We start from the raw sequence: 15,931 nt of genomic DNA, 5'->3' as shown, positions 1-15,931 counted from the left end.
TATTGATTGATTGCGATTTAAATATTACTTTAGCCATTGCTCGTTTTTTGTGCAACTCTAAGATACTATTTTAGATTAAAAACAGCAAAAAAAAGGCTGTCCTTACTTTTCGGACAGCCTCTTTTTTTGCTTCACTTTTTCAGTAAATATTTTATAGATATTTTGGTTAAAATCAATAAAAAAAGGTAGGGTTTCTGACGGCTGAATTGTTTTAAGAATAATCAAACCGGATTATTTCAGATTTAACTTCGCAATACCAATTATGCATAGAAAAAAATTTTTAAGAAATGGTCTTTTCGGATTAGGAGCTATTATTGCACTTCCAACCGTTGTTTCATCCTGCTCAAAAGATAATGATAACGAATCATCAGATGATACGGGTAATAATTCGGGAGGTAATTGCAGTATTTCGCCAACAGAAACCAGAGGGCCGTTTCCGATACTAACTCCCGCTCAATATGTAAGGGCAAGTATCATTGGTGACAGGACAGGCGTAGCGCTTTTAATGACCCTGACCATAGAGGATCAAAGTAACGGATGTACACCGCTTGCAAATGTATTTGTTGATGTCTGGCAATGTGATAAAGACGGATTGTACTCTCAATATAGTACACAAACCAGTGCTAACTATTTAAGAGGAAGGCAGACTACAGACCAAAACGGAAAAGTTTCTTTCATCAGTATATTTCCGGGTTGGTATCCGGGAAGAGCGCCTCATATTCATGTGGAAATACTAACTCCCGAAGGCAGATCGCTTTTGGTCACTCAAATTGCTTTTCCGGTTTCAACTTATACGTCGGTGTGTGCAACTAGTGGTTATAATGGTGCGCCTGACACATCAAATACACAAGACAGTATCTTTTCGAATAGCTTATCCGGAAATATGGCTGATTCGGTTACAGGAAACAATACCGATGGTTATACTTTGTTGAAAAAGATAACTGTAGCATAAATTTAGAATAATACATCTTTAGACTAAAAGAATAGTTTTTAATTCAATATAATACCCAATACGCTTTTTTAATAATAGATTTAGTCGAAAAAAGTCACTCGTTTTGCGAGTGACTTTTTGGTTTTATAAATCGATGAAAATGTTCTAAGGAATAAATAGTACTGTCCCTCCATTGGCAGAAAGTTCCAGATTGAATTTAGTTTCATTGCCAAACTTCTGAGTACTGAATTTTGATTCCTGACCGTCACCATCTGAAATAATAGAGACATTTTTACCTTTAAGCATCCACAAATCTACAGTGATTTTTTTAGTACTGTTTTCACCGTTGATAGCTGCAATGTACCATTTTGTGTTTTTTCTTCGGGCAATTACACAATATTTCCCCGGATAGCCATCTATAAAACGGGTTTCATCCCATACTATCGGAACATTTTTCAGGTAATCAAATAAGTAAGTAGGTTTTTCCTTTAAGTTTTCAGGCGTTAACCCCCAATGCTGAACGGCAGAGAAAAAGACAACGGCAGTAGCCATTTCAAAAGCATCTGTAGTTTTTCGGATTGTACCTTTGTCAGGATTTCGATTTAAGCGTTTATTAAGGAAAACAGGTCCAAAATCCATTGAACTTACTGCATTTCTGGTAAAAGGATAAATAGTGGCTGTAGAAGGATATCGGTCACTGAACGCCTGCTGAAATACCAGATTTTCAGAGGCCAGTACCGCTTCACTCGTCATAAAATTAGGATACATTCTTTCCCATCCGCGCGGAAGAGTTGTACCGTGAAAATTGATGTTCAGTCCAAATTCTGCAGCATCGGTAAGGATATCATGATACAGTTTCATGGTGGCCTGTTTGTCGCCGCCAAAAAAATCGATTTTTAAGCCTTTTACGCCAATTTGCTGTAGCCATTGCATCTCTTCTCTTCTGGCTTCAGCTGTGTTCATTCTGTCTTTTGGGGTTTGCGGAGCAGTGTTCCAGTTTCCGTTAGAATTATACCAAAGCAGGACACCAACATTTTTAGATTTGGCATAATTCACCAATTCAGTCATTTTTTCTTTACCAATAGTAGTATCCCAAAGTGCATCAATCAGGATGAATTCACATTTCATGTCGGCTGCAAGATCAATAAAAGTCTTCTGATCGTTATAATTACAGCTTTCATCCTGCCACACAATCCAGCTCCAGCTCGCACGACCTGCATCAAATATTTTCGAAGTTTTTACAAGAGGTTTCACCACATCTGTAGAGGCAGTCGATTCAACAATTGGTTTTAACGTTCTGCCCAGCGTAATGGTTTTCCACGAAGTCTGCATAGGCAGTGTTGCAGTAGCTGTAACAGGTCCCTGATTGTTATTTTCGCCATCCTGCGGAAAAGTAACAGTATAGATTCCGTCTGAACTGGCATCGCTTAATCGGGTTCCCACATAAGTATCGCTGACACCGGTTTCAGAAATTAACAGCCATCCTTTATCACCCAAATGAAACAGTGCAGGAAAAGTATAGCCCAATCCGTATTGTGATTTTGTTCCCACGGGTTCTTCTCTGGTATATTCTTCTTCATAAGACGGTTTCGTTTTTTGCCAGCCGCTTGATGGCGGAGCCTGAGGCGTAATAAAAGTGGTTGTGCCTATGGGAAGTTTAAAACCTGTTGTTTCTTTTTCAACAGTACAATTGGCCGTATTCTTTTTGCTTTTCGGAATCAGATAACTAAAGGCTACATCGGTATTCGTAACTCTGAAAATTATATGTATGGTATCGTTTGAAGCATTCGTAAAAAGGCATTTTAATTCGTTCGCCTTATAATTGACCTGACTGACTTTTGAACGGTTTAACTGATAAGATTCCTGAATTTTGGCTGAGGTATGATTAACAAGTTTTAGTTCTTTCGAAAAGTCACCTGCAGAACTTAAAAGCCCTAAAGGCGATTGTTGAAGAAATAGATCTTTTTGATAAAACAGACTGTAATACACATTTCCGTCTGTAACGGAAACTTCGAGTTTTATGTTTTTATCAGGACTGAAAACGGATACAGATTGTGCCTGAAGCGAATTTGTCAGAGACACGAAAAATAGACTGATTAGAAGTTTTCTCATTGTGGTTTTTGGTTGGTTGATAGTAATTTTTTTTTCTTTGAAAAGAGAAATAAGTGTAAAAGTAACACTTTTTTATAAAACAACAGCATTCACATTTTGTTATGGAGTAAAAGGTGGGACATTTAAAGATGATATTCTCTCGGGATATTGTTATTTTTGCATATTCAAATAACAAAACGGATGATAACAATAAATAAGGAACAGTCATTTTTATTAGAAAACACATTATTCAGTTTAGCATTGGCATCTGAGGCTGCTGATGTTTTTGATGAATGCAATACCATCATAACAGGGATAGGGAAGGTGAATGCAGCATACGAGTTATCGAAAGTTATTCTGCATAAAAAGCCGTCCTTAATTGTTAACCTGGGTTCTGCCGGAAGCAATTTTTTTCAGAAAGGCGATGTTGTCTGTTGTACCAAATTTATTCAGAGAGATATGGATGTACGCGGTTTGGGCTTTCAGCTGTATGAAACCCCTTTGTCTGGCCTGCCTCCGGTTCTTGAATATGGTTTAAAGATGGAAGGTCTGCCGGAAGGAATTTGTGGGACAGGCGATAGGTTCGAAATGGCTCATGCTGAGGTGTTATACAATGTTGTAGATATGGAGGCTTATGCGTTAGCCATGATCGCTATGAAAGAGAATATTCCGTTTTTATGTTTAAAATACATTTCAGATGGCGCCGATGATAACGCAGCAGAAGACTGGTCGGTTCAGGTACACAAAGCTGCAGTAGCGTTCGGAAAACTTTTAAAAATAAATAAAAAAGACAAAGTAACAGAAGCTGGATCTTCAATTAGACAAAATAAAAACCGTTCTGAATCATTTTCGAAACGCTTTTCTATGACTTATAACTCTTAACTTATAATTCATAATTTTAAACTTAAATCTTCTCTACAAAGTTCAGCTTACTGTTTTTTCGGCTGTAGCCAAAATAAATTAGCAGTCCAATTAATAACCAAACGGTAAAGTAAATCCAGTTCCAGACACTTAATTCGGCCATCATGTAAAGACAGCAGATAAGTCCTAAAAGCGGAATCAAAGAAAGATTTTTTCTGAATGCCCAAACTGCTAATCCAACTAATACGATAAGGAAAATCCACATGGGTATTTTGTGTTTAAACAAACTGAATCCGGTTTCGTATTTTGCAGCATCGTTAATGGGTAATCCTTTTACAACTTCAGCATATTTTGCTTCGTCATCCTGATATTGACTTAATAAATGCTCTAAATCTGAAGTTTCGGCCGTTTTGTTTTTAACATCGATACTTTCTAAATAATTCAGAACTTTTGCAGATTCTTCTTTATTTAAGGAAGTAATAATCGTTGTTGCATCAAAAGTCTGTGCTTCGTTATTGATGAAAGCCATAGTTGCTTTATTGTTGAAAGCAAAAGCGTAATACAATCCGGCTATAATTAAAACGGGTAAAATATATTTTGAATTGACATAAGGTGTTTTGAATTTTCCCCTCGGGATTTCAGGTTTGTTCTGCAAGACTAAAACGCCCGCACAAACCAGTACAAAGGCAAATAAAGTTCCGATACTGCATAAATCGGTTACCATTGTCAGGTTTAAAAACAAAGCCGGAACTGCCACGACAAACCCCGTTACGATAGTCGCAAAAGAAGGTGTTTTGAATTTTGGATGCACTGTAGAAAACTTCTTCGGTAACAATCCGTCACGGCTCATACTCATCCAGATACGCGGCTGTCCCATTTGGAAAACCAATAAAACGCTCGCCATTGCCACAACTGCGCTTACTGCAATAATTCCCGACATCCATTTTAAATCTAATTTTTCGAAAACAAATGCCAGAGGATCTCCCACATTTAATTCGTTATAACGTACCATTCCGGTTAAGACCAGAGCAATGGCTATGTATAAAATGGTACAAATAATAATCGCCCACATCATTCCGCGTGGCAAATCACGCTGTGGATTTTTGCATTCCTCGGCGGTTGTAGAGATGGCGTCAAAACCAATATAGGCAAAGAAAACCGCTGAAACACCTTTTAAAACTCCTCCAACACCATTTGGAGCAAACGGATCCCAATTGGTTGTATCAACATAAAAAGCACCAACAGCAATTACTAAAAGAACGATACATAGTTTTACAACTACCATTAAATTACTGGCGTTACGGGATTCTTTCATGCCTCTGTAGACCAAAGCTGTAATTAAAACGATAATAAACAAAGCCGGCAAATCGGCTACAAAATGAAAAGAACCAATTGTTGGCGCTGTTTTCCAGGCGGTGTAAGCGGTTTGTAATCCGGCATCCAGATTTTCAAAAGATTTTCCGCCCTGCATTAAAGCCATTGCGTCTTTATAACCGTTTGAAGCAGTTAAATAATCCATCTGAATCCATTGCGGTAAATTGATTCCGCGGCTCTGGAGCAATCCGGTAAAATAGTCACTCCACGATATAGCGACGGTTATATTTCCCACCGCATATTCCATAATCAACGCCCAGCCAATAATCCAGGCAATTAATTCTCCGAAAGCAACATAAGAATAGGTATAAGCACTTCCTGAAACGGGAACCATTGAAGCGAATTCTGCGTAAGCAAAAGCAGCAAAACCACAAGCCAGCGCGGTAAACAAAAACAAAAAGATAACGGCAGGTCCCCCGTCGGCACTGGCTTTTCCGATTGTACTGAAAATACCAGCCCCCACAATAGCAGCAATTCCAAAAGCGGTCAGATCCCTCGTAGTTAAATGCTTTCCTAATGCATTGTGTCCATCGGATTCATTTTGCGCAACTTGTTTCAGGATATCCTGTACTGTCTTTTTTCGAAATAAACTTGAAAATGCCATACGTGGTTTAGCTATTAAAAATTAAATTTTTTAGGTGTTTATCGTTTTATTTTGCAAATAATGCAAAAATTATCCTGATTTCAAATTTATAAAACGTTTTTGTTTTTTTGTGATTTTTTTAGTCACTAATTCAGGAATTGTTTTTTATCTATAGTGAAACTTTTCTCTCGCAGATTTAGCAGATATAACAGATTTTTATTGTGTTAAAAAGATTTGTGAGGATTTTTAATAATTAATTTTAACCCGTTGGGTGTAATTATTAAAAATGTCAGTTCGAGTTTTTTTGTACAGAGAAACGGAGCAAAAAATGTATAGAGAACCGTTTTTGATGATAATTTTTCTATTCAAATTTTCTCTCGCAGATTTAGCAGATAATACAGATTTTAGTAAACTAAAAAATAAATCTGCTCACCCAAGCGATAGCGAACTGGCGAAGCAATCTGCTAAATCTGCGAGAAACAAAAATCTTTTAATCCTCTAATCTGTGGCAAACTTTTAACATTTCACATTTCACAATTTACATTTCACATTTCATTTAAGACAGCTTCTCAAAATACTCACAGGATGCTGCGCCTCACGACTAGTCCCATCATAAATCTGATGACGACAGCTCGTTCCTGCAGCAGCAATTTTTACATTTTCAGCTGTATTACGAACTTTTGGAAATAAAGTATCTTCACCCATCTGCATGCTCACCTGATAATGTTCTTTTTCATAACCAAAAGAGCCCGCCATTCCGCAGCAGCCCGAATTGTAAATGGTGACCTTGTTATTTTTAGGCAGATTCAGCATCGCAAAAGTTGCTTCAACAGAACTCAATGATTTCTGGTGACAATGTCCGTGGATCTTAATTTCTTTAGTTTCTTCTGAAAAAGAATTAGGTGTGATTTTTCCGTCGATGATTTCTTTTTTAAAGAATTCTTCAATAGTAAAAGTATTTCCGGATAATTTCTCTGCTGCTTCTTTATCATCAGCCAAACGCAAATATTCATCCCTGAAAGTCAAAATCGCCGAAGGTTCGATTCCAACCAAAGGCGCATTTCCTAAAACTAAATCTTTAAAAACAGTTACATTATGATTGGCAATTTTCTTCGCTTCTTCCAAAAATCCTTTCGAAAGATACGTTCTTCCGCTTTCTTCATGATCGATTACCAAAACCTGATAGCCTAATTTTGTTAATAATTCAAAGGCATCGATTCCGATATTTACATCATAATAATTCGTGAATTCGTCTACAAATAAATACAATCTGCCGTTCGGGAAATCTGTTGTTGTGGGTTTATGGTTTGCAAACCATTTTCTAAAAGTCTTTTTCGCCAATAGAGGAACTTGCCTTTCCGGTGCAATTCCCATTGTTTTTTTTACGAAGGACTGATTCGAAATAAAATTGGTAATTGCCGGGAATTTGCTTCCCATTTTGTTCAGTTTGGCGTTGTTGGCAAAAATTTTACTTCGGGTTGAAAATCCGTTTGCTTTTTGGTATTGGTATAGAAATTCGGCTTTTAAAGTTGCTACGTCCACGTTACTCGGACATTCGCTGGCACAGGCCTTGCAGCTTACACACAACTCAAAAACTTCGTATAATTCTTTCTGGTCAAATTTATTTTCTTTTTCAGAATACGTTAAATATTCTCGTAGCGCATTGGCTCTCGCACGCGTGGTTTCTTTCTCGTTTCGGGTCGCACGATAACTCGGACACATCGCTCCCCCTGCCGATGGCAATTTTCGACAATCCCCGGAACCGTTGCATTTTTCGGCTGCACGTAAAATTCCTAAACTGTCTGAAAAATCCTGAAACGTTTTAATATCCGGTTCAATTCTGCCCGAAATTACACGATGATTTTCGTCCATTTTTCCGGCATTGACAATCTTTCCGATATTTAAAACCGAATTCGGGTCGAATGCCAGTTTGATTCTTTTCAGTAATTCGTAATTCTTTTCGCCAATCATAAACGGAATAAATTCCCCGCGTACAATTCCGTCGCCATGTTCACCACTTAATGAACCTCTGTATTTTTTTACCAAATGTGCTACTTCCGTTGCAATGGTTCTGAATAATTTTAAATCTTCGGTCTTCTTCAAATTCAAAACCGGACGAAGGTGCAATTCTCCTGCACCGGCGTGCGCATAATAAATCGCTTCCTGTCCGTGGCTTAACATCATCGCCGAAAATTCTGCAATATAGGCTGGCAAATCGCTCAATTCAACTGCTGTATCTTCAATAGAATCAGCTGCTTTATCATCGCCTACAATACTTCCTAAAAGTCCGAGACCGGCTTTTCTCAGTTCATTGGCTTTGTCGATATCTGGTCCGTAAATTTTGACGTTAGCATAGCCAAAATTATTTTTTTCTAAATCGGCAATTAATGCATCAGCTTGTTTTTCGGCATCTTCCAAAGTGTGGGCAGCCACTTCAAACAGCATAATTGCTTTTGGTTCCCCTTGCAAAAAGAACCTGTTTTTTACATGTTCACGATTGGTTTTCGTACAATCTAAAATCGTATCGTCAATCATTTCGCAGGTGTACAAATGATGTTTCATTGCCACCACAACCGATTCCAACGATTCCTGAATCGTATGATAATGACCAACCACCATAATACTGTGAGCAGGCGGAAGATCATCAACTCTTAGCGTCACTTCGGTTGTAAAAGCCAAAGTTCCTTCGCTTCCGCAAAGTAGTTTTCCAAGGTTGATTGTCGGTTCTGTTCCTCCAAATAATTCCGATTTCAACAGAATATCAACGGCATAACCCGTATTTCTACGGTGAATTTCTGGTTTCGGAAATTCTTTTACAATTTCTTCCTGAGCTTCTTTTATAGAAAGTTCGTCGTAAATCGTTTTGTATATTTTATTTTCTAAAGTATCTCCTTTGGTTTTTTCAATAAATTCGGCAGAAGTCAGGTCTTTAAAAACCACTTCAGAACCGTCGCTTAAAATTGCTTTTACTTCAGCAATTTTATCACGCGTTACACCATATCGAATAGAAGTTGTTCCGGAAGAGTTATTTCCAACCATTCCGCCAATCATGGCGCGGTTTGAGGTGGATGTAATCGGGGCGAAAAATACACCGTGGGGTTTTAAGAATAAATTCAGCTCATCGCGAATGACACCCGGCTGAACCGTAACCGTTGTCTTTTCGGCATCAAACGAAATAATTTTAGTAAAATGCTTCGAAACATCAATTACCAATCCGTCTCCTACCGCCTGACCTGCCAAAGAAGTTCCCGCTGTTCTGGGCGTAACCGAAATGTTGTGATCTGCTGCAAACTTTATCAGTTTGGCAATATCTGCAGTCGTTTTTGGTATGGCTACTGCATTGGGTTTAATGCGGTACACCGAGGCATCGGTTGAGTAAAGCGTTTTATGAAGATCATCGTATAAAAGTGTGCCTTCTAATGATGCAGACAGTTGTTCTAACTCCTTAATTATTGACATTCTGATTGAATTTATAATCTAAAACGGATGTGTTTTTTCGGTTACAAAAATACTCTTATTTCCTTTGTTTTTATTCTAAATTAAGAAAATTAGGCACTGATTTTTCAATGTTTATGCCGTAATACTGCGAACTTATATTGTATTTTGGCTCTAAGCCTTTTTTATAAGTGTGTTTTTTTATTTAATCAAACGAAAATGAATCAGGTGTCAGACTGAGCGGAGTCGAAGTCATTGTGAACTTAAAAGGTTCTCGCTAAAGAAACAACCTCCAAAAGCTATTTTACAAACAGGACAAAATTTTTAAGGCATTTTTAAGTCCCCCATTATTATGCAAGCAATCAATGTCTTACAACTAAATAAAGCTATTTTTATCCTTTCACTATAAAACTTAATAGTGCAATAAACAGTATGTATTTGTAAATTAGCACAAAACATACCACAATGACAGTAGTAACATTTACCCTGATTATGCTTTTAGGGGCTTTTTTAGCCGGCTTTGTAGGCTCCTTATCCGGATTAGGCGGCGGAATCATCATCATACCACTTCTCACAGTTATCCTCGGAGTCGATATTCATTATGCTATTGGAGCAGCTTTGGTATCGGTAATTGCTACATCATCGGGCTCTGCGGCGGCTTATGTCAAAGAAGGAATTACCAATATGCGTTTGGGAATATTTCTCGAAATCGCTACCACACTCGGGGCTGTTGGCGGAGCACTGCTTTCCACCATCGCACCGACCTCTTTTATCGCGGTTTTATTCGGACTCACGCTTATTTTCTCGGCGATTAATTCCCTTCGAAAAAAAGAAGAACACATCGTTTTAGAATCCAGTCCGCTGGCCAAAAAACTGCATCTGAACGGGACTTATCCTACCCATGACGGAGAAGTAGTCGCATACGGAACAAAAAATGTAATTGGCGGATTCAGTATGATGGGCATCGCCGGAATGATGTCGGGATTATTAGGAATCGGTTCCGGGGCTTTCAAAGTAATTGCGATGGACAATATCATGCGGATTCCGTTTAAGGTTTCTACCACCACCAGCAATTTTATGATGGGCGTTACGGCAATGGCGAGTTCCGTAATTTACATTCAGAAAGGCTATATCGAACCCGGAATTTGTATGCCGGTCGTAATTGGGGTATTGTTCGGGGCCATGGCTGGAGCCAAAATTCTGGTAAGAACCAACCCTAAGAAACTGCGTATTTTCTTTGCTTGCCTCATTTTTGTACTGGCAATAAACATGATTTACAATGGCATTAACGGAAAAATCTAAAAAAATGACACCCAATACATCTCAGGAAAAAGATTTTCAGAACATTATAGGTAATTTACTGCGCTACGGCGTTTGGACGGCATTGTCTGTAGCCGCCATTGGAGGCATTGTTTATCTGCTGCACCACGGTCAGGAAATCGAAGACTACTCGGTATTTACAGAAAAAGACAAAAATATTTTCGAAGTAATCGCAACTATTTACAAAGGAGTAATTCAGGGAAAAGGCGACTCGATCATCTTCTCCGGAATCATACTTTTGTTCCTCACGCCTGTATTTCGGGTATTGTTGTCGTTATTTTCTTTTCTCCTCGAAAAAGACTACCTCTATGTGGCCATCACCACCATCGTAATCGGCATCATTATCCTCAGTATTTCGTTTGGGTTTTCGCACTAATAAATCCATTTTATTTTAAAGATTTTCAGGAGCTAATCCAGCTGTCCGCTATATCTTTTCCGCCGAACCCCGGCGGAAAAAGGATGCCGCTTCCATCTGGGCTAGGGCGGTGGGTTTCATCAGAAGCTTATAGAAGTAAAAACGATTGTCAACCTGAGCGAAGTCGAAGGCTTATGAACCAAAATTAACCACAACGATTTTGCTCAATCTTGTTATTTCGACGAAGGAGACCCGAGCGCAGCGAACAGGCGAAGCAAATCTCACACGATAGAAGTAATTCTGGTGCTCGATTGTACTTAATCCGTTTTTTCTTGCTCAAAAGGATCTTGACTCAAAAATTTATTTGAACTTTGCATATAAACAAAGACAGATTGACCTTGCATTATGACTTTATTGAGAACTTCATTAGAAACCTTCATGTTTTGCAATAAGCCTAAACCTACGACATAATCAAAAAGAAAGCTAATATAAAGTAACTCAAAATCGGAATAAATATCCTTATTGTTTAAATTGCTATGTACATGGTAATCTCTAGAACGAACAACCGTTGATTTAAAATCCTTAAAACTAACTTCGTTCATCTTACTAATTGCAATGATATTTTCTTTATTATATTCTAAATAATAGGTTAGCTTATTATTCTTATGATCTAAATAAAGTTTGTTATAAGCTTCAAAAGTAGCTATTGAATTTGTAAATCTTCGACTGTAACTAAGTTTAAAACCTAGTAAATTCTCCATTAACTTATCCAAACAAAATTTAAAGGAATCTGAAGTATAAATATTTTTAATTAAAACAGGAAGATCGTTAACAATCTCATCATAAAACAAATGGATATAATTAGATCCTGATTTTTCAAATCTATCTTCTTTATAATATAAATCAATATATTTTTCGCAACCTAAACATTGAAAAGAAAAAAAAGTAAATTGTTGAGTTTTGGCAGAAATGAATTGTAGTAGTTTTTGAAAAGAGTTGTAGTAATCAAAAGCATTTAATAATGAGATTTCATTGTCAGATTCAAATGTTAAATAACCATTATTTTTCAAAGCAAATTCTTTATGTCCACTTGTAAAACTTGAAGACTGCTTTATTTCAATAGATAAACCAATCTCCTTTATATTGAATTGATTAGTTACATCTGTTTCTTTAATTAACTTATCTTCTATAAAATCATACCAATTGCTTTTGAAAATCCAATCTACAATAGCATCATTTCCAATTCTAAATTTTTTAAATTTTAGATCAGTAATTTTAACGAAATGATATGCGGAAATGAAACAATATTTAGGTTGATATATACGGGCCTCAGTAATTCCACTTTGACTTAATTTTATTTGGCAATCAATAAATGTCAAATAACCTAAACCAGTAAAAGTTCCTAAAATTATTTTTTCCTTATAATATGATTTTTTTTTAGCTAAGTTTGTTTCTAGTGAAACTTTTCTATCATTAATTGTCAGTATACAAAAACATTTAAAATTTTCGTTTTCTTCAAACCATATTTCCCCATAATACTTATTTTCTGTAAACATTTTTTAAGTTTCTGATTTATTTTTTTAATAGTTATTAATTTCTTTTTGTTGGATTTTCTCCATTAATCCATCTTCTAAATGAAATGTATGACTTAGCATCTTCATTAACCCACAAATTACCATTTGTTATATCCAAATAAGGGTAAAGTTTTAAATATTCTACTCTATTAAATGAAAGATTATTGTCTTTTGAAATTGGTACAATGACACACCTATCAGTGTTACCATCCACAAATCCTAATTCCCACGGCATCCATTTTGACATAGAAGCATTTGTTGAAATAGCTAATAGTAAACTTTTTGAATTTTTCATTCTACTCTTAATTATTTCAGCAGTTGCTTTAGTTACATTAGTTCTGTCTAAATCTGCATCAATGATCCAGTCTACATATACTGAAAAACCCATTTCAGTAAGTTCTCTATACAATCCTAAAACTTCTTCTTTGTCTAAATAGCTATGTGAGAGAAAAATATCAAATTTAAGTTTTGACTTATCAATACTTGAAAATTGTCTTTTTTGCTCCGCAATTAAAGTCGCAGAGTATTTGTTTCTTAAATAATTACTTGTAAATAGTGCCATAACTAAATCCTATCTTTTTCTACTAGTTTTCTATAATGTTCTCCTAAAGCAGTTAATTTACAAGTTTTACTTTCCATTGCAGCATTCCACATATGATCTGCATTAACAGGAACCAATAAATTTAATCTATTGTATTTTTGGAGAATTGAAAAAATCCTTGTGTTTTCTTCCAAAGGTTTGAGCATACCTTCATCTCTTCCCTTTTCTTCTGGCTCAAAGGTAGGATCTAATTGAAATTCAAATCCTGGAGTAGGAAAAAATTTATTTATTAATCTAAGGTTTTCCAATGGAATTGCAGGAGCTGCTTTTCTTAGTGAAACAAAATTTCTAACATTAGTTTTAAATATAGGTCTTTGTTCCCATGCTCCAAGTGATTGATCAATATGAGCATATACACTTCCAGGAGTTATGTCTCCTAAAATATTGGATGCGCTACCTCGCAGAGCATCAACTAATAGACTAGTGAAAATACCGCTACCATCTTCCTCAGAAGCATATTGATCAGGTGTTGAAGCTGTTAATATTGTAATCCCCTCTGCCAATAATGCAGAATCAGGAACCGTTGGTTGATTACCTGCAATTCCAGAATGACAACTGTCAAGTATAATAATTTTATTTGTAGCTGGCGATTCATTCGCATATACTAAAACCTCATTAAGAGATAAGCCATCATCCCCTCTTTTAGCGTCAGAACCCAATAAATACCCACCTGTTGCTTCAATGTGTCCATGTCCTGCAAAATAAAACAATGCAATTTCTGCTTTTGTTGAAAACAATTCTTTAACATCATCTTTTAATTCCGATCTCTCAACACTTTCTCTTTCTGATGAAGCAGTGATTAATTTGCAGTCAAAATTGATTGACCCATCTGAATGCCTTTCAAGAATATTCTTTACTTCATGAGCATCATTTACACAACCATATAAATCGCCACCATACGGATAATGATTTATACCTATTATTAATGCTTTTCTCATAATTTATTTATTTTTACCTTCAGTCATACATTGATCAATCGCATTTGCAATCCTATCCCAATTCCAATTTATTGTCCTATTTCTTTGTAATCCTGCTGGTAAATTTGAATTTTCATCTGCTTTATCAACATAAATTCCAAATACTGGAACATTATGTTCTTTAGCAAAAGAAATTTCTTTTGCGACACCAGTTGCTGATGACATATTTCTACCAACAAGGACAATCAGAATATTACATTTATTAATTTTTGCATGTATTAATTTTTCCCATTCATTTTGAGGTAAATGTGCTTTAGAACTCCAATCCTCTATATTAAATGGTGTTCTGGAATTTTTTGATTGTCCAACAAAATAAAGTTTCTCACCACTATTGTTGTCAAAATCAAAGCTGATAAATGCTCTTGGATCTGCCATAATTATTTAAAATTTATTTATATTTTTTCAAAGATTACACTTTAATAATTTTCAATATTATGGAAAACCATAATTAAGATAAATTTATTTTTCAACAATTATACCTATAAATAAAATTAAAGAAACAAGTATTTCTACCTGTTTTTTTCTTAAACAAAAAACTTCACATTTCCCTAAATTTATCCCCAAAACATTCCGATTTTAGCATTATCAAAAAGCCGTAATAAAAATGAACAAAAACATAACCGCTCTCTATCATATAGCCCAAAAACCAACCCGAAAAATAATCGGTTTAATGTCAGGAACTTCGCTTGACGGGCTTGATATTGCACTGTGTGAAATCTCAGGAGCGGGCGAAAATACAAACGTTACCATTCTGGAGTTTGAAACCATAAGTTACTCGGAAGATATTAAAACTGAAATCAGGAAGGTTTTTGCTAAAAAAACAATCGATTTTCAGCATTTGGCTCTGCTCAACGAATGGATCGGAATCTTACACAGCGAAATGATCAACGGCAGTCTTGCCAAATGGAATATTCCGGCAAACGAAGTCGATTTGATTGCCTCGCACGGACAAACGGTTTTGCATGCACCCAAATTTTTGCATCAGCAGGAAAAATTTCCAAACGCGACTTTGCAGATTGGAGATGGGGACCATATTGCCGTAAAAACCGGAATTATCACACTTTCAGATTTCAGGCAAAAACATGTTGCAGCGGGTGGGGAAGGAGCACCTTTGGCAGTTTACGGCGATTATTTGTTATTCGGAAAAAAAGGTGAAAACCGAATCATGCTCAACATGGGCGGAATTGCCAATTACACGTATCTGCCCGCTTCATTAAACGCTGAAGAGGTTTTTGTAACCGATACAGGAACCGCAAATACCTTAATCGACATTTTTACCAAACACTATTTCCCTGAAAAAAGTTACGACAAAGACGCCGAACTTGCGCAGCAGGGAACCGTAAATCAGGAACTTTTAAGTGAATTAAAAAGCAATGTTTTCTTTCAGAAAAGCTTTCCGAAAACAATTGGTCAGGAATTATTCAACCATGAATTTGTAAACTCAGCTTTGGTAAAATTAGGTAGGGAGAACATTTCGGCATCAGATTTGCTGGCGACTTTAACACGCTTAAGTGCCGAAACTATTGCAGAGGCAATTTATTTCACGATAAAAAATACGCAGATTTCAGCAGAAGATTTTCATATTTACATGTCCGGAGGAGGAACTAATAATCCGTTACTGGTAAAATGGCTCAAAGAATTACTGCCTTGCCAGTTTCATACCAGCGACGATCTGGGGATTTTAAGCGATGCAAAAGAAGCTGTTTTATTTGCACTTTTGGCAAACGAAACCGTGGCAGGAGGCGATTACAATTTTGGAAACAGCAAAGGAATTCCATCAGTCACAATGGGTAAAATTTCGTTTCCTGATTAATTTAAATCTCTGGTAA

General features: G+C 36.4%; 12 protein-coding genes. 5 read left to right on the top strand and 7 right to left on the bottom strand.

Annotation, left to right across the window (positions count from 1 at the left end; all coding sequences use genetic code 11):
• Positions 1–262: 262 nt before the first annotated feature.
• Entirely contained in the window at positions 263–952 is a 690-nt protein-coding gene (locus AAEO57_RS20305) for a dioxygenase family protein (protein WP_341694857.1), read from the top strand.
• Positions 953–1,096: 144 nt separating this feature from the next.
• On the opposite strand, the gene AAEO57_RS20300 is transcribed toward AAEO57_RS20305, so the two are convergent.
• On the bottom strand, positions 1,097–3,043 hold the full coding sequence (locus AAEO57_RS20300; protein WP_341694856.1) for a glycoside hydrolase family 97 protein: 1,947 nt from the start codon (positions 3,041–3,043) through the stop codon (positions 1,097–1,099).
• A 180-nt stretch (positions 3,044–3,223) separates the two neighbouring features.
• Between AAEO57_RS20300 and AAEO57_RS20295 the strand changes: the two genes are divergently transcribed.
• Positions 3,224–3,904, top strand: a complete 681-nt coding sequence (locus AAEO57_RS20295; RefSeq protein ID WP_341694855.1) for a 5'-methylthioadenosine/S-adenosylhomocysteine nucleosidase family protein — start codon at positions 3,224–3,226, stop codon at positions 3,902–3,904.
• A gap of 22 nt (positions 3,905–3,926) precedes the next feature.
• Here the strand turns inward: AAEO57_RS20295 and AAEO57_RS20290 are convergent, their stop codons facing one another.
• A complete protein-coding gene (locus tag AAEO57_RS20290) occupies positions 3,927–5,861 on the bottom strand; it encodes an amino acid permease (protein WP_341694854.1) in 1,935 nt (644 codons plus the stop codon).
• Positions 5,862–6,392: 531 nt separating this feature from the next.
• Positions 6,393–9,299 carry an FAD-binding and (Fe-S)-binding domain-containing protein gene (locus AAEO57_RS20285; protein WP_341694853.1) on the bottom strand — a complete coding sequence of 969 codons (2,907 nt, stop codon included), beginning with the start codon at positions 9,297–9,299 and terminating at the stop codon, positions 6,393–6,395.
• Positions 9,300–9,740: 441 nt separating this feature from the next.
• Here AAEO57_RS20285 and AAEO57_RS20280 point away from each other — a divergent pair, with 441 nt between their 5' ends.
• Both AAEO57_RS20280 and AAEO57_RS20275 read left to right on the top strand, forming a co-directional pair.
• Positions 9,741–10,577 carry a sulfite exporter TauE/SafE family protein gene (locus AAEO57_RS20280; RefSeq protein WP_341694852.1) on the top strand — a complete coding sequence of 279 codons (837 nt, stop codon included), beginning with the start codon at positions 9,741–9,743 and terminating at the stop codon, positions 10,575–10,577.
• A 4-nt stretch (positions 10,578–10,581) separates the two neighbouring features.
• Positions 10,582–10,971, top strand: coding sequence for a DUF1634 domain-containing protein (locus AAEO57_RS20275; protein ID WP_341694851.1), 390 nt, complete (start codon positions 10,582–10,584; stop codon positions 10,969–10,971).
• Positions 10,972–11,267: 296 nt separating this feature from the next.
• Here the strand turns inward: AAEO57_RS20275 and AAEO57_RS20270 are convergent, their stop codons facing one another.
• The 4 genes from AAEO57_RS20270 to AAEO57_RS20255 are packed head-to-tail and all read right to left on the bottom strand — an operon-like array spanning position 11,268 to position 14,477.
• A complete protein-coding gene (locus tag AAEO57_RS20270) occupies positions 11,268–12,506 on the bottom strand; it encodes an ApeA N-terminal domain 1-containing protein (RefSeq protein ID WP_341694850.1) in 1,239 nt (412 codons plus the stop codon).
• Positions 12,507–12,540: 34 nt separating this feature from the next.
• Positions 12,541–13,086, bottom strand: a complete 546-nt coding sequence (locus AAEO57_RS20265) for a toll/interleukin-1 receptor domain-containing protein (protein WP_341694849.1) — start codon at positions 13,084–13,086, stop codon at positions 12,541–12,543.
• Between the two features lie 2 nt (positions 13,087–13,088).
• The gene (locus tag AAEO57_RS20260; RefSeq protein WP_341694848.1) at positions 13,089–14,063 is read right to left on the bottom strand and encodes a caspase family protein; all 975 of its coding nucleotides are present in this window, start codon (positions 14,061–14,063) and stop codon (positions 13,089–13,091) included.
• A 3-nt stretch (positions 14,064–14,066) separates the two neighbouring features.
• A complete protein-coding gene (locus AAEO57_RS20255) occupies positions 14,067–14,477 on the bottom strand; it encodes a TIR domain-containing protein (RefSeq protein WP_341694847.1) in 411 nt (136 codons plus the stop codon).
• A 229-nt stretch (positions 14,478–14,706) separates the two neighbouring features.
• Here AAEO57_RS20255 and AAEO57_RS20250 point away from each other — a divergent pair, with 229 nt between their 5' ends.
• A complete protein-coding gene (locus AAEO57_RS20250) occupies positions 14,707–15,915 on the top strand; it encodes an anhydro-N-acetylmuramic acid kinase (RefSeq protein WP_341694846.1) in 1,209 nt (402 codons plus the stop codon).
• Positions 15,916–15,931 lie beyond the last annotated feature (16 nt).

Source organism: Flavobacterium calami (assembly GCF_038290035.1).
Taxonomy (GTDB): domain Bacteria; phylum Bacteroidota; class Bacteroidia; order Flavobacteriales; family Flavobacteriaceae; genus Flavobacterium; species Flavobacterium calami.
Note: the sequence above shows the minus strand (reverse complement) of the source record. Positions and strands in the feature narration are given on the sequence as shown.